The 23,449-nt window shown below is 30.6% G+C and carries 17 protein-coding genes; 9 read left to right on the top strand and 8 right to left on the bottom strand.

Translation table 11 applies throughout. The features are described 5' to 3' along the window. Positions 1–39 precede the first annotated feature (39 nt). The 6 genes from ATE90_RS02490 (at position 40) to rlmB (ending at position 11,890) form a co-directional block, all read left to right on the top strand. A complete protein-coding gene (locus ATE90_RS02490) occupies positions 40–3,297 on the top strand; it encodes a SusC/RagA family TonB-linked outer membrane protein (RefSeq protein WP_036788031.1) in 3,258 nt (1,085 codons plus the stop codon). 25 nt (positions 3,298–3,322) lie between these two features. Beyond that, the gene (locus ATE90_RS02485) at positions 3,323–5,131 is read left to right on the top strand and encodes a SusD/RagB family nutrient-binding outer membrane lipoprotein (RefSeq protein ID WP_036783580.1); all 1,809 of its coding nucleotides are present in this window, start codon (positions 3,323–3,325) and stop codon (positions 5,129–5,131) included. 26 nt (positions 5,132–5,157) lie between these two features. Then, positions 5,158–6,054, top strand: a complete 897-nt coding sequence (locus ATE90_RS02480) for a hypothetical protein (protein WP_036783579.1) — start codon at positions 5,158–5,160, stop codon at positions 6,052–6,054. Between the two features lie 74 nt (positions 6,055–6,128). Next, positions 6,129–9,467, top strand: a complete 3,339-nt coding sequence (locus tag ATE90_RS02475; RefSeq protein WP_036783577.1) for a VCBS repeat-containing protein — start codon at positions 6,129–6,131, stop codon at positions 9,465–9,467. A 2-nt stretch (positions 9,468–9,469) separates the two neighbouring features. Beyond that, positions 9,470–11,101 carry an aryl-sulfate sulfotransferase gene (locus ATE90_RS02470; protein WP_101450741.1) on the top strand — a complete coding sequence of 544 codons (1,632 nt, stop codon included), beginning with the start codon at positions 9,470–9,472 and terminating at the stop codon, positions 11,099–11,101. 45 nt (positions 11,102–11,146) lie between these two features. Next, on the top strand, positions 11,147–11,890 hold the full coding sequence (gene rlmB, locus ATE90_RS02465) for a 23S rRNA (guanosine(2251)-2'-O)-methyltransferase RlmB (RefSeq protein ID WP_036783573.1): 744 nt from the start codon (positions 11,147–11,149) through the stop codon (positions 11,888–11,890). 2 nt (positions 11,891–11,892) lie between these two features. Here the strand turns inward: rlmB and ATE90_RS02460 are convergent, their stop codons facing one another. After that, entirely contained in the window at positions 11,893–12,525 is a 633-nt protein-coding gene (locus tag ATE90_RS02460; protein WP_254712291.1) for a rhomboid family intramembrane serine protease, read from the bottom strand. A 128-nt stretch (positions 12,526–12,653) separates the two neighbouring features. Between ATE90_RS02460 and ATE90_RS02455 the strand changes: the two genes are divergently transcribed. Next, a complete protein-coding gene (locus ATE90_RS02455) occupies positions 12,654–13,925 on the top strand; it encodes a replication-associated recombination protein A (RefSeq protein WP_036783566.1) in 1,272 nt (423 codons plus the stop codon). Here the strand turns inward: ATE90_RS02455 and ATE90_RS02450 are convergent. Genes ATE90_RS02450 through ATE90_RS02435 form a run of 4 tightly spaced genes read right to left on the bottom strand, consistent with a single transcriptional unit; the run spans position 13,922 to position 17,360 of the window. Continuing rightward, positions 13,922–14,725 carry a hypothetical protein gene (locus ATE90_RS02450; RefSeq protein ID WP_036783565.1) on the bottom strand — a complete coding sequence of 268 codons (804 nt, stop codon included), beginning with the start codon at positions 14,723–14,725 and terminating at the stop codon, positions 13,922–13,924. The two genes, ATE90_RS02455 and ATE90_RS02450, sit on opposite strands and share 4 nt — an antisense overlap. 1 nt (position 14,726) lies before the next feature. Then, the gene (locus ATE90_RS02445; RefSeq protein ID WP_101450739.1) at positions 14,727–16,097 is read right to left on the bottom strand and encodes a DUF5723 family protein; all 1,371 of its coding nucleotides are present in this window, start codon (positions 16,095–16,097) and stop codon (positions 14,727–14,729) included. A gap of 1 nt (position 16,098) precedes the next feature. Then, positions 16,099–16,644 carry a hypothetical protein gene (locus ATE90_RS02440; RefSeq protein WP_101450737.1) on the bottom strand — a complete coding sequence of 182 codons (546 nt, stop codon included), beginning with the start codon at positions 16,642–16,644 and terminating at the stop codon, positions 16,099–16,101. 32 nt (positions 16,645–16,676) lie between these two features. After that, entirely contained in the window at positions 16,677–17,360 is a 684-nt protein-coding gene (locus ATE90_RS02435) for a YjjG family noncanonical pyrimidine nucleotidase (RefSeq protein WP_101450735.1), read from the bottom strand. A gap of 72 nt (positions 17,361–17,432) precedes the next feature. Here ATE90_RS02435 and ATE90_RS02430 point away from each other — a divergent pair, with 72 nt between their 5' ends. Together ATE90_RS02430 and ATE90_RS02425 are read left to right on the top strand one after the other, a co-directional pair. After that, positions 17,433–18,566 (top strand): glycosyltransferase family 4 protein, encoded by a 1,134-nt coding sequence (locus ATE90_RS02430; protein ID WP_036783559.1) that lies wholly within the window; start codon positions 17,433–17,435, stop codon positions 18,564–18,566. Further along, positions 18,563–19,828, top strand: coding sequence for a polysaccharide biosynthesis C-terminal domain-containing protein (locus tag ATE90_RS02425; protein ID WP_036783556.1), 1,266 nt, complete (start codon positions 18,563–18,565; stop codon positions 19,826–19,828). Before ATE90_RS02430 ends, ATE90_RS02425 begins: the two co-directional genes overlap by 4 nt. A 252-nt stretch (positions 19,829–20,080) precedes the next feature. On the opposite strand, the gene ATE90_RS02420 is transcribed toward ATE90_RS02425, so the two are convergent. The 3 genes from ATE90_RS02420 to radC all read right to left on the bottom strand — a co-directional run bounded on the left by ATE90_RS02420 (position 20,081) and on the right by radC (position 23,087). Further along, the gene (locus tag ATE90_RS02420) at positions 20,081–20,989 is read right to left on the bottom strand and encodes a hypothetical protein (RefSeq protein WP_036783554.1); all 909 of its coding nucleotides are present in this window, start codon (positions 20,987–20,989) and stop codon (positions 20,081–20,083) included. Between the two features lies 1 nt (position 20,990). Beyond that, complete coding sequence (locus ATE90_RS02415) at positions 20,991–22,295, bottom strand: polysaccharide deacetylase family protein (protein ID WP_101450733.1); 1,305 nt, start codon at positions 22,293–22,295, stop codon at positions 20,991–20,993. A 105-nt stretch (positions 22,296–22,400) separates the two neighbouring features. Beyond that, entirely contained in the window at positions 22,401–23,087 is a 687-nt protein-coding gene (radC, locus tag ATE90_RS02410) for a RadC family protein (protein WP_036783550.1), read from the bottom strand. Between the last annotated feature and the right edge of the window lie 362 nt (positions 23,088–23,449).

Below are 23,449 nucleotides of genomic sequence, written 5' to 3'. Positions count from 1 at the left end.
TTAAGACTTTTGGGATTAATTAATTCAAATAATTATACAATGAAAACAAAGTTTAATGGAATTTTAACGCTATTACTGGCGTTTGTCGTGCAAATATCATTTGCGCAAGAAAAGACTGTTACTGGAACTGTTTCTGATGATTCAGGTCCTTTACCAGGAGTTAGTATATTAGTGAAAGGTACTACGAGAGGTACTGACACCAATTTTGATGGTAAATATTCGATTAAAGCTAAAACTGGCGATGTTTTAACTTTTAGATACCTCGGATATGAAACTATTAATAAAACAGTTGGATCTTCTAACGTAATCGATGTCTCTTTAAAAGAAGGCGGTCAGATTTTAGAAGAAATTGTTATCACTGCACAAGGTATAAAGCGTGAGAAAAAAGCTTTAGGTTATGCAGTTGCTGAAGTTGGTTCTGAAGAAATAGAACAACGAGCAGAAGGTGATGTTGCTAGAATATTATCAGGAAAAGCATCTGGTGTACAGATTACTTCACAAAGTGGTACTTCTGGTTCTGCAACAAACGTAGTAATTAGAGGTTATTCTTCTATTAACGGAAGTAACCAAGCATTATTTGTAGTAGACGGTGTGCCATTTAGTAGTGATACGAATGCACAAGGAAACTTCCTTAATGGTAATGTTGGTTCTAGTAGATTTTTAGATTTAGATCCTAACAATATCGCGAGTGTAAGTGTACTTAAAGGTTTAGCAGCAGCTACATTATATGGTACTGCTGGTAGAAACGGTGTAATTGTAATTACAACGAAAGCAGGATCTGCTTCTTCGGGAAAAAAGAAGAAAAACGAAATTACAATTAATCAATCTTTCTTCGTAAACGATATCGCATCTGTACCTGATTATCAAGATCAGTATGGTGGTGGTTTTGATCAGTCTTTTGGTTGGTTCTTTAGTAACTGGGGACCTTCTTTTAATGCTGACGGTGTAGATGGTTACAATAATGACCCTGCTGGAACTATTCAGCCTGACGGTACTGTGGAACATCCTTATGGTTCTTCTGCTTTCTTAAATAACTTTTTAGGAGGAAATAACATTTTAAATAACCAATTTACAGGTGAAAGATATGAATGGAAACCTTACAACAGTGTTGAAAATTTCTTTAGATCTGGTTCTGTTCAAAATCTTTCTGTAAACTTCAATGGTTCTTCAGATAGTGGTGATGTTACCTATAATGCAAATTTCGGTCATTTAGATGAAGAAGGATTTACTCCTGGAAACAGAGTTGGTAGAACTACATTATCTTTAGGTGGACGTGCAAAATTATCAAACAAATTCACAGTTAGTGGATCTATGAATTATTCCCAAAACAAAGTGGTTTCGCCACCTGTTGCTGCGAGTAGAGGAAATGGTACATTAGGTTGGTCTACTTTTGGTAATGTATTCTTTACACCAAGAAATGTAGATTTAATGGGTTTACCATTTGAACTACCAGAAAATGGTGGTAGTATTTATTACCGTAATGGTAACGATATTATCAATCCACTGTGGTCTATAAAAAATGCACAAAATGGGCAAGTAACTAACAGGGTATTTACATCTGCAACATTATCTTATGAAATCACTGAAAATTTAGGTGTTTCTTATCGTGCAGGTATTGACTTTTATAATGAAAGAAATAAAGCTTACTCAAACAAAAATGGTGTGAATTTTAACAATGCTATTTTTGGTTTCTTAGATACATATGACAATAACGTAAGTATTTTTGACCACTATTTAGCTTTTAATGGTAGTTATGATTTATCAGAAGATTTTAGTTTAAGTTTTGTTGCCGGAGGTACATCTCGATCTAGAACTTTTGATCAACAAGGTGTTTCAAGTACTGGCCAAATTGTATTTGGTGTATTACAACACTTCAACTTTGAAAATCAAACACCAATTCAATTTACATCAAAAAGAAACATTGTAGGTGTTTTTGGTGAAACGGCTATTGATTTCAGAAACTATGCATATCTTACTTTATCTGGTAGAAATGACTGGGTATCTAACTTACCAACTGAAAACAACAGTTTATTTTACCCAAGTATTTCTGGTTCTTTTATTCCAACCGCAGCATTTGAAGGTTTCAAATCTGACAGTGGAAAAGGATTAAACTATTTAAAAGTTAGAGCTGGTTTAGGACAATCTGCAGGTTTCCCTTCTGGATATCCAACAATAAATACAGTATCGCAAAGCACACAAGTTAATGCTGGTGGTTTTGGCCCGATAACAACTAACAGTGTTAGTGATTTTCAAGCAAATCCAAATTTAAAACCTGAGTTAATTAGTGAAATTGAAGTTGGTTTTGATGCTCGTTTTTTAGACAACAGAATTGATTTAAGTTTTTCTTATTTTGACAGAACAACTAAAGATTTAATAGTAACAAAACCTTTAGCACCAACTTCTGGATTTACATCTACACAAGCCAATGTTGGTAAAGTAGAAGGTAGTGGAGTTGAAGTAGATTTAGGTCTAGATATATTTAAAAATGATGGTGACGGTTTTAATTGGAACTCTCGTGTTAACTTTACACAAAGTGAGCAAATTGTTACAGAACAAGAAGACGACCAGATTTTATATGCAGGTTCTGCAAGCGCAAATCTTGGAGCAAACGCAGCGATTAAAGGTGAACAATTAGGTGTTATTGTAGGTACAAGAATTAGAAGAAATGATGCTGGAGAGTTTTTAGTAGGTTCAAATGGTAGTTACTTATCAGAAAGTAATGTTGTTTTACCTGATGGTAGATCGATTACTCCTATTATTGGTAATCCAAATCCAGATTATGTAATGAACTTAAACAATACATTATCTTATAAAAACTTTACTTTTAGCTTTCAAATAAACCATACAAAAGGTGGAGACATTGCAAGTAGTACAATTGCTACTTTATTAGGTAGAGGGTTAATAAATGGTGATAGAAATAAAACGTTTATTTTACCTGGTATTTTAGAATCTACAGGAGAAGCAAATACATTGCAGATTAATAATTCTCAATACTATTTTTCTAACTTATTGTTTGGTCCCAAAGAATTAACAATCTATGATGCATCTGTATTAAGATTACAAGAAGTTTCACTTGGATATTCACTTCCACAGAGTGCTTTAGACAAAACTCCTTTTGGTGCAGTATCTTTCACATTTAGTGGATTTAACTTATGGTATGATGCATACAATACTCCAGATGCTGCTAACTTTGACCCTAACGTAGCAGGTGTTGGTGTTGGTAATGGTAGAGGATTCGATTATTTAAACGGACCTAGTTCTAAGCGTTATGGTTTTAGTGTAAAACTATCATTTTAATAAATATTAAACATAATAACATATCATGAAAAAAATATATAAAATATTGCTAATAGCAATTGTGACTTCAAGCACATTGTTTTACTCTTGTGATTCAATAGAGCTAGAACAACTAGCAAGTCCAAACGAATTATCTTCAGATCAAGCAGATCCAGATTTATTATTAAATTCTATACAATTAGCCTACAGAGTAACTCAAAGAACATTTCAGGCAAATAGTGCAGAATTAGGTAGAATCGACTACATGTTTGGTAGAAATTACTTAGACAATTATGGTGATGGAACATTAAACGCTGTTTGGTCTAGGTTTTACAGTAATGATGGTGTAAGAGGTATTACCATTAATACAAATGCCATTGAAGCTTTAGATATTGCGAATCCAGATAAAGATTTATCTTATCATTTAGGTATTGCAAAAACATTACAAGCGCATACATTAATGCAATTGGTAGATTTCTTAGGAGATATTCCTTGGTCTGAAGCTGGAAAGCCTAATGAGTTTCCACTACCAAAAGCAGATAGTAGTGCAGATGTCTATACTGCTGCAATCGCTATTTTAGCAGAAGCAAAAGTACACTTTACAAATACTAGTGGTATTGGAACTGGTAATGACTTGTTTTATGATGGAGATGCAGACAAATGGATAAAGTTAGTAAACACAATCCAAATGCGTGCAGATTTAACTGTAGGAAACTATGCAGCAGTGGCTGCGGCAACAAACGTTATAGAAAGTACAGACGATGATTTTCAATTTAATTATGGAACCAACGTATTGTCTCCAGACACACGTCATCCAGATTATGCAGCTGATTATACTTCTTCAGGAGCAAACATTTACCAATCTAATTGGTTGATAAACACAATGGTTGGACAGTATGGAGATTTCTCATCAAACACAGATCCAAGAAGAAGATATTATTTCTTCAGACAAAACTGGAGAACTCCAGGGAGTTATGCCTTGATTGAAGATGTACTTGGATTATTCGGTGCTGCAGGTGGTGTTTTAATATTTAATGCTGCTGGTGACGGAGAAACTTTATCATGTTCACTGCAAGACACACCAATACACTTACAATTTACACCAGATGAAGATATATGGTGTTCAATGCCTGTAGGTTATTGGGGTAGATTTCATGGAAATGATGAAGGTACACCTCCAGATAATTTCACAAGAACTGCAGTAGGGGTTTATCCTGCTGGTGGTAGTTTCGATTGGAGAGCTGATGCTTTTCCTTATATAGGAGAATCTATTGGTGCATCTTTTGGTCAGGCCGTAGGCTTGGGTAATGGTGGCGGTGGTGCTGGTATTGATCCAATTTACCTTGCGTCTTATGTAGACTTTATGAAAGCAGAAGCTAATTTAACATTAGGAAACATGGCAGAGGCTGCAACTCACTTTGAAGCAGGTATGACAAAATCTATCGCTAAGGTTCAATCTTTTGGTGCATTAGATGGTACTGTTGATAAATCACAAGCTCCAGATGCAACTTATGTAGCTGCCTTTATTGCTCTTAAAATGGCTGAATTTAATGCAGCTGCAATGACTACTGCCTTAGATGGAACCGGTTTCCCAACCGCTAAAGACAAAATGGATTTATTGGGAGAGCAGTATTTTGTAGCAATGTATGGTGGTGCAGGAGATGCTTTTAATTTTATTAGAAGAACAGGTTACCCAAGAACATTATCTAGAAGTCTAGATACTAATCCAGGTAGTTTCCCAAGAACTGTTTTATACCCAAGTAGTGAAGTAAGTGCAAACCCAAATATTTTACAAAGACAAGACTTAAGTTCTACTGTTTTTTGGGATAAAGGTGTTGTAAATCCTGCTAACTAACATTAATAATTAAAAATAATAACAACATGAAAAACATATTTAAAATTTTTCTATCAGGTTTATTGGTTTTTTCCTTCAATTCTTGTGAGGACTCAGATACCGTAGTAGACCAGGTAGTAGAAGACACCAAAGCAGGTGCCGTTCTAAGAACAATAGAGGTATTGTCAAATACTCTAAACTCAAGTATTGCGAGTACAACCTTCTCTGTAGAAGTTGAAGAACAAGACAGTGAAGGTGGGGCATTATTAGAAAGTGTAGATGTTTATGTATCTATAAGAGATCTTACGCCAGATAACGGTAATACTGAAGCGGAAGCGTTGGTAAAAACGATCCCTGCATCTGCATTTACAACAGGTCCTGTTGGATTGCCTAGAACAACTGTATCTGCAACTTTTGGTGAAGCTGAAGCTGCAATGGGATTAGATGCATCAATGCATGCTCCTGGAGATTTATTTGTATTTGAATTACGTCTAAATTTAACCGATGGTAGAACATACGGAGCTAAAGATGCTGCTGGTATCATTACCGGTGGATATTGGTCTTCTCCATATTTATACAACACTTTATTACTATGTTCTCCTAAACCAGGTGATTATTCAATTAGAATGTATGACAACTATGGTGATGGATGGCAAGGTAGTAATGTGACTGTGACTATGGATGGTGTTGATTCAGTATTCGCTATTCCGAGTTACTGGGATGCAGATCCTGCAACTAGAGGAAGCGTTGGAGATACACAATGGATTGATGTAACAGAGACTGTTACTATACCTGCAGGAACTTTAGAGGCAACTTGGGAGTTCGTAGGTGGTTCATACCCTTCAGAAGTAGAATTTGAAATATTTGCACCAGATGGCACATCATTTGGTTATTTTGGACCTACACCTGCACCAGGTTTATTACCAATTACACTTTGTTTATAATAACTAAATATTATTTATAAAAAGAAAAAGAGCTTTATTTATAAAGCTCTTTTTTTTTAACAAAATTTAAAAAAATGAAATCTTATTTAACGCTTTATATATCAATTCTAATTCTATCAAGTTGTTCTAATAAAAGTGAAACTATCTTAGATAGTCAAAACTTGGGAGAAAAAGTAAATATAACGTTATTCAATTTTCAAAAAATAAATAAAAAACAAAGTAATTTAGATTTTAAAAACACTTTAAAGCACGATTTATCGACGAAATCAAATCTTTTTGATTACGATTTTTTTTACAATGGTGCTGGGGTTGGTATTGTAGATGTTAATAATGATGGTTTAAAAGATGTCTTCTTCTGTGGTAACCAAGTAGATAATAAATTATTCTTAAACAAAGGAAACCTCGTCTTTGAAGATATTTCAGAAAAAGCCAACATCAACCAGCATAAAAACTGGTCAAACGGTGTAACCTTTGCAGATGTCAATAATGATGGTTGGATGGATATCTATGTTACACAAGGAGGTCCTTACAACTTAGAGGAAAGACAAAACTTACTCTATATAAATCAGAAGGATAATACTTTTACAGAAAAAGCAGTAGAATATGGTTTAGCTGATACCGGTATCAGTACGCAAGCTTCTTTTTTTGATTTTGATAAAGATGGAGACTTAGACTGTATCGTGGCAAATGAAAATGATTATTACGGATTAGACCCGATTACATTTTATAAAACACTTAAAAACAAGAAACGCCTTCACCAAAGTTCGAGTCACCTATATAAAAATAATAATGGTAAATTTATAGATATTACAGAAAAATCTGGCTTACTAAAACCTACTTTTGGCCTAGGTTTATGTGTCAGTGATATTAACAATGATGGTTGGTTAGACATCTATATTGCCAACGACTACTACGTGCCAGATGCCTTATACTTAAACAACGGAAACAGCACATTCACAGATCAAATAAAAAAAGCTACCAAACAAGTATCATTTTATGGAATGGGAGTAGATGTTGAAGATATAAATAATGATAATTTAAATGATATTTTTGTTTTAGATATGGCGAGTGCAGACCACATACGTTCTAAAACATTAATGGCTTCTATGAACGTAGAAAAGCATAATCTACTTGTAAACAAATTAGACCTTCACCATCAATACATGTTTAATTCATTACAACTTAATATTGGCAACAACAAGTTTCATAATGTAGCACAAGTAACCGGCTTATCCAAAACAGATTGGAGTTGGGCAGGTCTTATTTTTGATGCAAATAATGATGAAAATAACGATATTTATGTTACAAATGGCTATCGAAGATATGCCTTAGACAACGATATTCGAATTCAAATTTCAAATATAAAAAAGCAGTATAGAGGCAAAGTACCTTTAAAAATTAAAGAAGAAATTTACAACCAATTGCCTTCAGAAAAACTAACAAATCTATTCTTTTCAAATAATGGGAACTTAAATTTCTTAAATAAAACATCAGATTCTGGTTTAAGTGAACCCTCATTCTCTAACGGAGCAGCTTATGCCGATTTAGATAATGATGGTGACTTAGATATTGTTGTAAACAACATAGATGATGATGCTTTTCTTTTTAAAAACCTATCTACAGAAAATGATACAGGGAATTATGTAAAAATAGAAACCAAAGGGACAATCTCTGAAGACTTTGCTAAAGTAACCCTTATTTATGATGGTAAAACCAGAACAAAAGAATCGAAAAGAGTTAGAGGCTATTTATCTTCTGTAGACAACACTGTCCATTTTGGTTTGGGTAAACATAAAATTATAGATACGGTAAGAGTCTTATGGGCCTCTGGAAACTTTGAAGAAAAATATAATATAAAAGCAAATTCTAATCTTATTTTTAATGAAAAAGATGCTAAAAACCATAATAAATTAAGACAAAAAACTAACAATACTCTTTTTAAGAAAAATAATACTCTTCTTAATTTTACGCACGTAGAAAATGAATTTAATGACTTTGAAAAAGAAATATTATTACCTCAAAAACAATCTACATTAGGCCCTTATATCGTAAAAGGTGATGTAAATAATGATGGTAAAGAAGATGTGTTTATTGGTGGTGCAAAAAACCAACCAGCAGCCATCTATTTACAAAAAGACAACTCTTTTGAAAAAATCAAAAATACTATTTTCGATAAAGACGCACATTATGAAGATATGGAGGCTTTATTTATTGATATTGATAATGACAGTGACCTTGATTTATATGTTGTTAGCGGCGGCAATGAGTTTCTTGAAAGATCTGAAAGCTTAAAAGATAGAATATACATCAATGATGGAAAAGGGAATTTCAAAAATAAGGAGACCAACGAGATAAAAGACTATACTATTAGTGGAAAAACAGTAAGTAAAATTGATTTTGACAATGATGGTGATTTTGATATAATTTTAGGGAATAGAATAAAACCTCAAAAATATCCTGTGCATGAACCTTCTATTATTTATGAAAATGTAAATGGAATTTTTAAAAATACCACAGCTAAAATTGCACCTACCTTTGAAAATTTCGGCATTATAAATAAGGTAATTACAACCGATTTTAATAATGATGGATGGCAAGATTTTATTGCTGTAGGCGAATGGACTCACGTGGGTGTTTTTTTAAACGATAAAGGCACCTTTAAAGACATCTCTAGTACTAGCAAGTTAAATACTGAAAAAGGATGGTGGAACAGTATTACGGAAACAGACGTTAACAATGATGGTCTTAAAGATTATGTAATTGGAAACATGGGATTAAATAATAAGCTGAAAGCAAGCAAAGAAAAGCCTTTGCGTATTTATGCCGACGACTTTGATGAAAATGGTACTCACGACATTGTATTAAGTTATCAATACGATGGAAAATATGTTCCATTAAGAGGTAAAGAGTGTTCTACCCAGCAAATGCCCTTTATATCAAAAAGAATTAAATCTTATTACGAATTTGCAAACTCATCATTAGAAGATATTTATGGTCAAAAACTTCAGACATCTTATAACCGAGAGGTCAATGAATTTAAAAGTATTTTACTTTTAAATAAAGGTGAAAACAAATTTAAAAAAATAATATTACCTGCTATGGCTCAAACAATGCCCATTTTGGATGGAGATACTTTTGATTTTAATCAGGATGGTTTTGAAGATCTAATTGTTGTTGGTAATATTTACAACACAGAAGTTGAAACTCCTCGTTTAGATAATCCTTATGGATTGGTATTACTATCAAACAAAAAGGACAATTATACGGTTTTACCTCCAAAAAACACAGGACTGTATCTTAACGGAAACGCAAAATCTGTAGAGTTGATTCATCATAAAAAATTAAATAAAATCTTAGCTATTATTGCCGTTAATAATGGTAAAACTGAATTATTCGAATTAAACGCCAAATAATTATGAAAAAAAAATATAAATTTTTAGTTTTTGTTTATTTTATAACATCACTAACTTTAAGTAGTCAAAATACCATTGGAACAATTATCAATAGCGAAAATTCTTATGATGCCTATACTCTTTTTACCACAGGCAAGGAAACCTTCTTGATTAATAATTGTGGTCAAGTTATAAATCAATGGACAAGTGCTTTCAACTCTGGTAAGTCTGTTTACTTGCTAGAAAACGGAAACTTATTAAGGGCCTCTGCTGGACCAAACCCTGGAAATATAGCTATACCAGGTGTAGGAGGAAGAATTGAGCTTTTTGATTGGGAAGGGAATGTACTCTGGGGATATGTATATTCCGATTTAAATGCAAGTCAACATCATGACATTTATCCAATGCCTAATGGAAATATTTTAGTTTTAGCAGCCTCTATTTTAACAGATACAGAAGCAATTCAATTAGGGAGAAAGCCTTCGAATTTAACATCAAATCAATTATATAATGAACACATACTAGAAATTGAGCCTCAAGGAACAGATGCTGTGAATATTATTTGGAGATGGGATTTTAAAGATCATTTCATTCAAGACTTTGACAACACAAAAGATAATTTTGGAGTTATAAGTGAGAATCATCAATTAATGGACATCAATTTTTTAGGTGAATCTAATGGTAATGCGAATTGGATGCACATTAATTCTGTTCAATATAATGAAGATTTAGATCAAATTATTTTGGGGAGTAAAACCCTTAGTGAGTTTTATATTATAGATCATTCTACAACTACTGAAGAAGCAGCTACTAACTCTGGCGGAACTTACGGTAAAGGGGGCGATCTTTTATATCGATGGGGCAACCCAGGGGCGTATGGTCAAGGAGCACTTGTAGATCAAAAATTATTTGGTCAGCATAACCCGCATTGGATTTCAAATGGATTATTAGGAGAAGGTAAAATAATTTTGTACAACAATGGTATCAATAGAGCAACACTTTATTCAGAAATAAATATTATTACGCCACCTACAAGCGCTCCTGGTGTTTATATAAAAAACTCGAATACTTCTTTTGGCCCTATTAACCCAGACTACATATACCCTTCTGTGGGCAACACCGATTTTTATTCCCCAATATTATCTAGCGCACAAAGATTACCAAATAATAATATCCTAATTTGTGAAGGAACAAGTGGTCGTTTTTTTGAAATAGACAGCAATGATACTATTGTATGGGAATATATAAATCCAATAAGCTCAGGGACAATTTTAACTCAAGGCGATATACCATCAAGCAACAATATATTTAGAGCAAAAAAATATGCCTTAAATTATCCGGCTTTTACAGGAAAAGATTTAACTCCTAATGACCCTATAGAAATAGATTTTAATCTATCAAATTGCAGTGCTTTAAGTACCAATGAAATAGCGTTAAACCAAATAAAGGCATACCCTAATCCTGTAAAAAACGTGCTAACGATAGATAGCCCAAATTCAATTCAAAAGATTGAAGTGTACACGATTTTAGGGAAAAAAGTAATTAGCACTTCTAATAAGAATGAAATAGATGTTTCAACTATTGCGAAAGGTCTATATCACTTAAAAATATATCTTACAGATAAAGTTATCACAAAAAAAGTAATGAAATTATAGACCATATTTTTAATTCAAAAAAAATAGATAGCGTACATTTGCATCATGACAGCAGAAACAACAAATATATTTGGTATTAGAGCAATTATTGAAGCGATAGAAAGTGGATCATCAATTAATAAAATATATTTACAAAAGGGATTAAGAGGTGAGTTATTTTATGAGCTCAACAAATTAATTAAAGCTAAAAATCTAACTACCAGTATGGTTCCTGTTGAAAAGTTAGATAGATTATCCAAAAACAGCAATCACCAAGGTGCTGTTGCTCAAATATCACCTGTAGAATTTCATGATTTGGAAGAATTAATTGAAAAAGTGATAGAGAGCGAAAAAACACCTTTGTTTTTACTTCTAGATCAATTATCTGATGTTCGAAATTTCGGTGCAATTATAAGAACTGCAGAATGCACTGGTGTTCACGGAATTATCATACAAAAAAATGGAAGTGCTCCTGTAAATGCTGAAACTATAAAAACTTCTGCTGGTGCCGCTTTTAAAATACCAATTTGTAAAGTTGATCATATTAAAGATGCTTTATTTTTGTTACAAGCTTCCGATATTAAAACAGTTGCCGCAACTGAAAAAACAGAAAGCTCTGTTTATGATATTGATTTAAATCAACCAATGGCTATTGTAATGGGCTCTGAAAATAAAGGTGTAAACCCATCGATCTTAAAAATGGTAGATTATAAAGCAAAGTTGCCGCTTTTAGGCGAAATAGCTTCTTTAAACGTTTCTGTAGCTTGTGGTGCTTTTTTATATGAGACTGTAAGACAACGAATGCTTTAAGTCTACTCTTCTACTCTCTTTTCGTTTTCTTTATTTTCCACTATTTCAGGTGGTGAAAAATTTCCGCTATCATCAAATAACAAATCGAATTCTGTTCTTGAAAATTCATGTTCCTTTTTTACAATCCCTTTATTTCTTTTAATAAAAGCAAAAAAGAAACCTGTTACAAAACCGGATAAGTGTCCTTCCCAAGACATACCCTCTTTAATCGGTAAAACATACCAAATCATACTTCCGTATAGAAAAATTATTATTAAAGAAAGTGCCACTAATCTATAATGCTTTTTTATGATTCCACTAAAAAAAACAAAACTAAAAAGTAAATAAACGATTCCGCTAGCGCCAATATGAAAAGATTCTCTAGCAAATAACCAAGTTAAAAAACCGGTCAATAAACCTCCAAAAATTAGAACTTTATAAGCAACATCTTTATAAAAATAAAAAAGACTGCTTAAAAGCACAAATAATGGAATTGAATTATTAAAAACATGATTAGTATTACTATGGATAAAATGCGTTAGAAAAACACCTCTAAAACCCTCAAGCGTTCTTGGATAAACACCAAACTTATTAAAATTAAACCCATATTGTATTTCAATCCAATAAATGAACCATATTATGACGATATAGAACATTGGAATTAGAAAAATTGACTTTGATATTTTTAGTTGATTCTCATCATTCATAGACAATAAAAATAGCAAAAATATAACCAAACACTAATTTTACATATTCTGTCAGAAATCTTTGCTATTTTTACTAAATGAATGAACCTTTGGCAGAAAGAATTAGACCCAAGATACTTAGTGATTATATTAGCCAGCAACATTTAGTTGGAGAAAATGGTGTTTTAACAAATCTAATTAAACAAGGAATTATTCCATCTTTAATTTTATGGGGACCTCCAGGAATTGGTAAAACTACTTTAGCAAATATTATTGCGACCGCATCTAACAGACCTTTTTATACCTTGAGTGCAATAAGTTCAGGTGTTAAAGATGTAAGAGAGATTATTGAAAAAGCGAAAAAGAGTGGAGGTTTATTTACTGCAAAAAACCCTATTTTATTTATTGATGAAATTCATAGATTTAGTAAATCTCAGCAAGATTCTTTGTTAGGTGCTGTTGAGAAAGGCTGGGTAACTTTAATTGGTGCAACTACAGAAAACCCTAGTTTTGAAGTGATTCCTGCTTTACTTTCTCGCTGTCAAGTTTATATTTTAAATTCTTTTGATAAAAACGATTTAATTGCGCTTTTGAAAAGAGCTATGGAAAAAGACCCAATTTTATCCACCAAAAAAATTGTATTAAAAGAAACGGATGCCTTATTGCAAGTATCGAGTGGTGATGCAAGAAAACTTTTAAATATTTTTGAATTACTTGTTTCTGCTGATGAAGAAATTGAAATTACAAACAAGTTAGTTCTAGAAAAGGTTCAGAAAAATACTGTCAGATACGATAAAACTGGGGAACAACATTATGATAATATTTCTGCTTTTATAAAATCCATAAGAGGTAGTGACCCAAATGGCGCTGTATATTGGTTGGCACGAATGATTGCAGGTGGCGAGGATGTTAAGTTTATTGCACGTAGATTGCTAATTTCTGCGTCTGAAGATATTGGAAATGCAAATCCTACAGCTTTAATTTTAGCAAATAATACGTTTCAAGCAGTTTCTGTAATTGGCAATCCTGAATCTCGAATTATTTTAAGTCAATGTGCTGTATATTTAGCAAATTCACAAAAAAGTAACGCTTCTTATTTAGCAATAAACAGCGCACTGGATTTAGTACAAAAAACCGGTGACTTATCTATTCCTTTGCATTTAAGAAATGCACCTACTAAATTAATGAAAGATTTAGATTTTGGAAAGAATTATAAATATTCTCATGATTTTGCTAACAATTTTGTAGAACAAGAGTTTTTACCTGAAGAACTCTCTGGAACAAAATTATATGCACCAGGAAATAATCCACGAGAAAATCAGTTTAAAGAAGCTTTAAAAAATAGATGGAAAAGTAAGTATAATTATTAGAAGTTTACTTGAAACTCTTTTCGTATGAATTGATTATTTTCATAATACTCAGAAACCCAATTCTCCCCTACTTTATAAAAAATTCCATTTACGTCTTTGATGACAAAAACATCTTTAAGATTCGTTTTTAAAATTACAAAAACGACTTCTGGTTTTGTATTAACTAATTGAAATCCGTTATTTTTCTGCTGAGCATATAAGACCTCTAAAGAATTAGAAACTAAATTTTCTTCTTTTTCACCTTCTTTATTTATCTCAGAAATTTCAACAACTTGTACTATTTTCTTAGCTTGAACAGCTGCTTCATTAGAACTCGTATTTGAACTAATTACTTCTTGGTTTTCTTTCTTTTTCAAAAACAAAGAAGGTTTGTAAGTATATTCAAAATCGGTCATTGAATCAAAAGCTTTTCTAATAGCTTCTCGATACCCCTTTTGGTAAAGTTTTTCTTTACTTTTCCCTATCTTGGAAGTGTATAAAACTTTGTTATAACAATCCTGTATTACTAATTTACTTTTAGTTATAAACATACTTGACTCGTCTTTAACTATTGCACGCAACCCAATACAGCTGTTATTTCGCAAATCTTCTGGTAATTTTTCATTACTTAAAAAAACTTTAAAACCTTTCTTTCTTAATAGAAATTTGGTTAGTGAACTTGTTTGAAATTGATCTGTAGAATTTACAAAATCAAATTTATGTGGTACAATTATATATTGATACTTATCAAATTGAGATTGTTGGCTAAAAAGTGAAGTACTTATCAAAAGCACTAAAAAAAAAATTGTTTCTTTTAACATATTAATTAAATATTACATTAATTCCTAATTGGAAAGATACACTATTTGCAGAAGATAAATTTGTGTACTCTAAAATATTATCCAACATACCATATAAATTAACCTTACCAAATTGTGCCGAAAACCCTGCTCCAATATTTGCGTACGAAAAGTCGTCTATCGTATAAGTTACTTTTGTGTGAATTTTATTTGTTATTGATTTTTGATAAAAAGCAGTTAATGCCAATTGCGGCCTTAAAGGTCTAAATATACTGTATAATTGAATACCTAAAGCATCTGTATAAAAATCTTTGTACCTATCATCATAACAAATTTCAGTTCTTTTTTCGCCAAAACTATACTTTAAAGCAGCATTTAATTTTGTTGGCCTCCACGAAATATAGGACTCTTTATTTTCTTTTACTGGCAATTGTTCTCCCAAATTATTGCCTAATTCGTTCCAAAAATTTTCTGGGTTATCAGGGTCATATTGAAAATTACTTCCTTCAGAAATAAAACTTCCTATTAAAGTTCCATTTTTAATATTTTTTTTATGTTTTATAAAACCAAAATCTAAAATACTTCCAGAAAACTCAAATTGGGGTGTTATGTGATACGTTAAGCCAAAATCGACTCCAACTCCAATATTATCTCCAAAAAACGTGTTTTTTAAATATGTAGCTGGGTCATCTATCAACTCATCATCAATATTAAACAACCCAGATGATTTTGTATTAATATTTACATTAGACAAGTAATGTCTATAAATATTATTTGTGCCTAAAACTGTAGTAAAAGTTCCGGTGTTCATGGAAGACTCGGTATTTAAAGCTGAAGAGTATATTTTAAATCTTGCCCCTGCTGTTAATTTTTCATTTATTTTTTTGCTAATACCTGCATGCAATACACCAATAACATCCGCTTTATATGTTAGTTGAGAAATTCTAAAACTTCTATTTAAATAAGCAGTATTGCCTTCATTTAAAATAGTTATTAAATCTTTTGGATAATACCCTATTACATCAATTTCTTCGTATAAACCAAAGCTTACATATGAATCATGAATCCTAAACCCTCCATTAAAAATATCAATTTGTAAATTAAGTTTAATAAAATCCCTTGTGGTTAAATTATTCAAAACCTTAGAAATCTTATCATTTATATCTTTATGATCTAACGAAAACACATCTGTTAAAACTACACCTGAAGAAGCAAATTCTGCTGACAAACCCGACAATAAGGGCAGTCCAAAATGAAATTGATAACTGGTTTCTGCTCCTGGGTTTAAAAGTAATGTTTGAGGTAATTCTACAAAATCATATAAAACTTGTTTATTTTGAGCAGTGACTTTATAGAAGAACAAAATTAATAAAAAAAATAAAAATTTTTTCATGCTAAAATCTTGATTCAATATATAAAGTAACTGATGACTTAAACTCAACCTCACTAGTGTCGTTTATGTTCAATGGAATTCCTGTTTCTGCTAATGTTATTGTAATTTTAACTTTACTTGTATCTAAAATATCAGGATTAGATGCAATTTTAATTTCATCTAAAAATATGTAATCTAAAACTTTGGATTCTACGACTAAAGGTGTAAAAGTGTATAAAACATCATTGTTTTTATTAAAAAATTCTACAACAATACTGACCTCTCTATCGAATTCATTTTTTATTTCTGCATTGAAATCGAGCTTTACTACATCATCTAGAAAATATACATTTTGTAAATCTTTCACATCAAATATATCAGAAATTTCAATTTGCTGATCGCCTGAAGCAGTAAAAAACTGATAAGGAACTAGAGAAAAATAGTTTAATGAAAAAGTGAAAATTGGTTTAGATACAAAATTATCTAATTGATCAAAATCTAACCTTTCGTAACACGAAGTAATTAGGAAAAAGCAAATAATGATACTTGTTGTGGTGGAGGATTTCATAAATAAAATGTTTTAGGGAAACATTTCTCACCTTAAAGATACTCTTTTATATCCAAAAGAGATGTTATTGAATTAAAATTAACATTATTTACTTTTCCTTTTTCAAAATTTGCATGAATTGCTTTCATTCCAACACTTAAAGCACCTTCTACGTCCGCTTCAATGCTGTCTCCGATCATTATGGAAGCACTATTTATGGCATTGGCTTTTTCAAGAGCAAAATTAAAAACTTTTGGATTTGGCTTTTTAACACCAACAGATTCAGAAGTTACGATTATATCAAAATAATGTAAAATTTTTGAAGTTTCCATTTTTTTTGTTTGAATTTCTTCAAAACCATTTGTGATGATGTGTAATTGGTATTTACCTTTTAAATAATCTAAAATTTCAAAAGTATGTTCAAATAAATGATTAAAATCTGGCAAAAAATTGATGTACTCAATGGCAATAACATCAATTAAATTATCTGAAATACGATAATTTACAGCATCAAAAGTACTCTTTAACCTCTTATATCTTAATTCTTCTTTTGTAACTTTCTCTTCTCTATACAGTTTCCAGTATTGAAGGTTTAAAGGCTTATAAACCTCCAAAAAACTGTTTAAATCTATCGTAATATTTTGTTTATCAAACACTTTTTTAAAAGCTAAGTCGGAATTCTTTTCAAAATCCCATAAAGTATGATCTAAATCAAAAAAGACATGTTGTATTTCCATACGTTAAAAGTATAAATATTAATACTAAAAAAAACTATTCTTTGTTATATTTGTAAAACTAAACAAATTTTCTTGCGCAATAAACTTAACGTTTTATTTATCTGTGGTTGGTATCCTTCTAGAGTTTTAACAAACAATGGAGACTTTATTCAACGCCATGCAGAGGCTGTTTCTTTAAAACAAAATGTTTCTGTTTTGCATATTATTACAGATAAAAATTGTACAAAAAACATAGAATTCACTTCGAAAAAAATAAATGGAATTCAGACTCACATTGCCTATGTTAAAAAAACAAATAGCAGAGTTGTAAAATTAATTCAATTTTGCAGAGCTTACTTAATTTTACTCAAAAAAGTAAAACCTTTTGATGTTGTTCATCTTCACGAATTATACCCTTTTGGGTTGTTTGCTTTACATTTAAAATGGCTTCAAAAAAAACCTTTTTTAATTTCTGAACATTGGTCTGGATATTTAACGCCAAAATTAAAAAATAGGACTTTTTTTCAAAAAATAATTTTAAATCTAATTACAAAAAATGCTTCCTTTATTTGTCCAGTCACTCAAAACTTAGCAGATTCAATGGAACATTTTGGTTTAAAAGGAAATTACTTTCCAGTACCTAACGTTGTTGATACAAAACTTTTTTTGCCCAAAAAAAAGGAAGAAAACGAATTTACCATAATTCATATTTCGAATATGGTCCCTTTAAAAAATGTTCCTCAAATGTTGCAAGTTGCTAAAAAGCTTGAAATTGAAATAGGTGCTTTTACCTGGAAGTTTATTGGTGAAAAAATAGATGGTTTTTCATCACTAATTAAAGACTTGCAATTTAAAACAGCAAACATTCATTTTATAAATCATATTGCTCATAAAGAACTTGTAAAAGAGATACAGAATGCAAATGTTTTAGTGCTTTTTAGTGATTATGAAAGCTTGCCTTGTGTAATTCTTGAGGCTTTTTCTTGCGGAATCCCGGTTATATCCACAGATGTTGGTGGTATTAAAGAGTATTTTCCTCATAACTTTGGTTTCTTAATAGAGATAGGAAATAAGAAAGAATTATTAGAAAAAATAAAACAAACACAACAACAAAAATTAGCTACATCCAAAGAAATGCACGCTTACGCTAAAAGTAATTTTAGTAAAGAAGCCATTGCTACTATTTTTTCTGATCTTTACAACAAAGCACTAAAAATAAAATATTGAATTTATTAATAACATATGTAAAAAATTTTATTAACAGGGCTGGAAGCTATGTTTTTATAGCTACCATATTTGCTAGAATTTTTTCGTTTATAGCCTCTTGGTTAGCCTTAAAATTAATTTCAAATGATGAATTAGGGGTCGTACTTTTTGCTTATAATATTATCGTTTTTTTAATTCCTATTAGTGGTTTTGGATTGAATCAAAGTTTAATAAGATACGGTGCTTTATTGAAAAGTAAAGAAGAGAAAAATAGTTTGTTTTTATATGTTTTAAATAAAGGTGTTTTAGCTTCTTTAGCCATCATAGCACTTATAATTTTCAGTAGTTTTTTTGTGACATTTAAGTTCGAGAACACACAATTATACATAATAATTTTATCATTTATAATTCTACCCTCTTTTATTTTTGAAATTATAAGAGCTCAATTTAGACTACAACATAATAACAAAATTTTTGCTTATACTGAATTTTCGCATAGCATAATACTCCTGTTAAGTGTTTTTATTTTGAGTTATTTCTTTCAAGAAATTGGGTATACAATTGCTCTTATAGCAACCCCTTTATTAACCTCAATACTATTTATAAATAAGTTAAATATTGATTTTTCATCAAAAATAAAACTAGCAATAACTAATTTTTCATTTTGGAAATATGGTGTTTTTGCCAGCTTGTCTAATGTTCTAACTCAGTTACTTTTTGTTATAGATATTTTATTAATAGGTTATTTGTTAGAGGATACCGAAATGATTACAAATTACAGATATATTTCCTTAATTCCTTTTAGTTTACTCTTTTTACCGAGAGTATTTATTGCAACCGATTTTGTTGCTTTTACAGAAAAGATTTATGATAAAAATTACATTGTTAATTATATGAAAAGTTACATGCTATTTTTTTTAATGATCAGTTGTGTTTTACTTTTATTTAGTTTTCTTTTTGCAGAACAAATTCTAGCTATTTTAGATCGCAACTTTATTCAGTTTGTAGATACTTTTTTAATATTGATGTTTGGAATTGTTGGTATTTATATTTTCAGGGGTCTTTTTGGCAACTTATTATCATCTATTGGAAAAGCCCATATTAACTATTATATAGCGAGTTTTGCATTAATAATTAATATAATAACTAATTACTATCTAATTCCTAAATATGGTATAAAAGGTGCCGCTATTACATCTGCAATTTTAATGTGGTTTACAGGTATCATATCTTTAATTTGGTTCTGGTATCTTTATAGAAAACTTCTTTTAAATAAAAAGTAATTTTTCGCCTGAGTCTCAAAACTGAAAAAAAAGAACCAATACGAATAATACTCCCTACCTTAAAGTATAATATTAGATCATTGTTCTCGTGCTTTTCAATTACCGAATTAATTAAAAAAGAAGCCGCCTATTTATATTTACCTTGACTATAACAAAGGAAAAACAAACAAATAATACTTGTATTTATTTTTATGAAAGAGAAGGAATAGTATTCAGAAAGTTTATCAAAAACGATTGATATTTTTTCAAATACTAACGTTTAAATAACTTCACTAAAAAAGATAAATTATTGTATTTTATTTGCTTGTATGGAATTGTTTTAGCACCGAAACTTAAAAAGTATTTTGCAATAGATTTCATTGAAGAACCTCCAAAATTAAATACACCAAAATTCTTTTCGTATTTATAAATAGCCCTATCAATTAAGAACGTATTTGCACCATTATTTCGATTCTTAAAATCTGTAGATGAAACTAAAATAGTTACTGTATTCTTGTGTTTTAAAAAGAAACCAGATGCAACTAAATTGCTTTCATTATCATAAATAGAAAGAATATCACCGACACTATTTTTAATGCATTCTTTTATCAACCTTAATAAATTCTGATAATCTTTTTCAACTATAAAAGGAGTTCTTTTTCCTACATTATTGTTAAAAAGCGTAATTAAGATTTCTGGATTGTCATTCCATTTTTCCATTAGACCTAACTTGTTTGCTTTTACTAAATCCTTTCTTCTATCTTTTCTATAGTTTTTAAAAACGGAGTCATGATCTTCATTCAAACGTAAAACCTGCATTTCTCTGACTAATGAATTCCCTTTAGGACTATCAAATTTATTATCTGTATTTAATCTTGATTCCACAAATCTAAACTCATCAAATAACCTTTTAAGAAATAGCTGAATATCAAACTTTTCTTCCAATGAGAATATACCTAATTCTAACAACCAGAAAGGTGGATATACATATTTGATTCCATATTTAGACTTCCAAGGAATTGGCATTACAGCTTCATAGTCATCCAAAACCAAAACATCCCAATGATCTGCAACGATATCTAAATACCAAGAAAAACCATAAATTCTACTTTGTACGGAATTCTCTATACAAGCATCATACTTTAAAATATCTAAATCTTTTCTTTTTATATATTGAATCATTCTAAGAAGTGGCAATTTTTAACATCGATTCATACAAACGTTTCCAACCTTTCCATCGCAAATAATTGCTTAAACTTTCATTATGAAACAAAGTAATAAAAGTTCCATTTACAGCTTTTACTTCATTCTTTAAATCTCTAATTCTCCCCAAAGATTGTTTAGGCGTTAATTTCATATAATCGTTTAGAGTAGTATCCATTAAAGCGAAAGGAAATATTTTTAAAGGTGTTTGAATCTCAAAGTCTAAATCATAAAAATAAAAAGGTGTACAAGTACTTGCTCTAAAACCAACATTACTGGCATAACCCATAGAATAATCTTCTTCTACTTCTAAATCTATTAAATGCTGATAGGTTTCTGGTAAAGAAAAACGCAAATAATGCTGTCTAGAACTCCTTACAGGCATATTTGTAATGTTTTCTAGCCGTTCCTTTTCTTTCTTTAAAAGTGCTACATTCTTCATGGTAAAATAAGAAGGATGCAAACCTACTCTTGCGTAGTCTACCATTTCTTTTATCAGAAGTTTATATTTTGTTTTTGACGCAGAAACGTTGGTGTCAAAAGTTGAATAATCACCAATTAAAAAGAAAAAAACAGTTTTTACATTGTACTCCTTTTTAAGCCTTAAAATTTTATCAAAAGTATCAAAAGGATCACTTTTTAATTTCCAAACAACTGCAAATCGATTCCAAGTTTCTAACAATTTAAATTTTAGTAAATCGTTAAAAAAGCCTCCAATAGTTCGCACCAAACTTTTATGCTTGTATGCAAAAGCATTGTCTATATCTATAGTAGAAATGTAGTTATATTCTCTGGTTTTGTAACTGTAATCTGGGAATTTTTCCTTTAGAATTCGCAAAAATTTGTATGCCCAAATATCTACTACAGGCTTTTCTAAAAAATTATTTTTAAAGGCCATACTTTCTTCTGCCGTAAAACGTCCATGGATATCTTTTACATGAGGCAAGTATTCCTCATATCTCGAAATTAAATAGAAACTGGCTGCAAAAATATCAAAAGGAATTACTTCTTTCAAGTTGTTTGCAAAAAAACAAGGAACATCTTCCCATTTCTGTATATTGATATCTAAATCGCTTACGCCTTGTTCAAATAATAAATCATTACTTTTTATAAAAAATTCATTTCCTAAAGAGGCTTTTGTATATGATAACTTTGGCCCGTTATGAGCAACAAATTCTTCAATTTTTGAAGTAAAATCAACGGAAATTAATAAAACTCTTGTAAAAATATGCTTAAAAATATAACGTACTCTGGGTGTTATTTTATGTGTGTAAATTAATATCATTTCTTAATTAGAGAGTTTTCATTTGCAATAAAAGTCTAACTTACAACGCTTAAATTCAATTAACAGAAACTTTTTTTATGGATAATTGTTCCTGTATATTGATTACTACAAAAGGCTTTCATCGGTAAAGCTAAAATACGCTTTTTCGGTAATTATTAAATGATCTAAGAGTTTAATATCTAAAGTTGTTCCTGCTTCTTTAATTTTTTGAGTAAGTTGTTTGTCAGCATTGCTTGGCTCTAATTTTCCTGAAGGATGATTATGACAAACAATTATTGCAACCGATGCTAATTCTAATGCTCTTTTGAACAGCAATCTAACATCAACTATTGTAGCTGTTAAACCACCTTTACTTACTTGTTTTTTTGATAAGACCTTGTTAGAGTTATTCAAAAAAAGTACCCAAAACTCCTCATGTTCTAAATCACCAATAATAGTTTGCATCAAATAAAAAACATCTTTACTACTCGTTATTTTTGGTTTTTCTAAGGCAATTTCTAGTTGGCGTCTTTTTCCTAATTCAAGCGCAGTCATAATAGCAATTGCTTTCGCTTCTCCGATTCCTTTGAAGGTAGTAAGTTTCTCTACGGATAATTTTGCAAGTTCATTTATATTTCCATCTACAGATTGTAGAATTCTTTTTGATAATGCCACAGCACTTTCTTGTCTATTACCAGAGCCTATAAGTATAGCAATCAGTTCTGCATCAGAAAGTGAAGCTTTTCCTTTTGCCAACAACTTTTCTCTAGGCCGGTCGTCTAGCGCCCAAGATTTTATGGTTAACTTTTCCATTTTTCATTTTTTTATAAAAATACAAAAATCGAAATTAACTACAATTGGTTTAAAGCTGTCCTTAATATGAACTTCAAGTGTATCTTTTTGCACAATCTTAATAACCGATGCATTAAAATTATTTCTGCGTAAACTCTTCTTGATATCCTACAAAAAATATATATTTAAAATCTACGAGGATCAGCTAATACGCTAAGTTCGCACAAAATAATGTTTTCAGAAATTGTGAATATAATTAAAACCACTAGTATCTTAAAAAAGAGGAGTATCCGTTTTTTATCCAAAAAAAGCAAATAAAATTATTTTTTTGAATCTTAGCTGAAACTTGAAAACTGCCTTTTATTTTAGTTGGAATCAAAACT

This window comes from Polaribacter sp. Hel1_33_96 (assembly GCF_002846595.1).
Classification (GTDB): Bacteria; Bacteroidota; Bacteroidia; order Flavobacteriales; family Flavobacteriaceae; genus Polaribacter.
The sequence above is the reverse complement of the archived record's forward strand: the minus strand, read 5'-3'. Positions and strand labels throughout refer to the sequence as shown.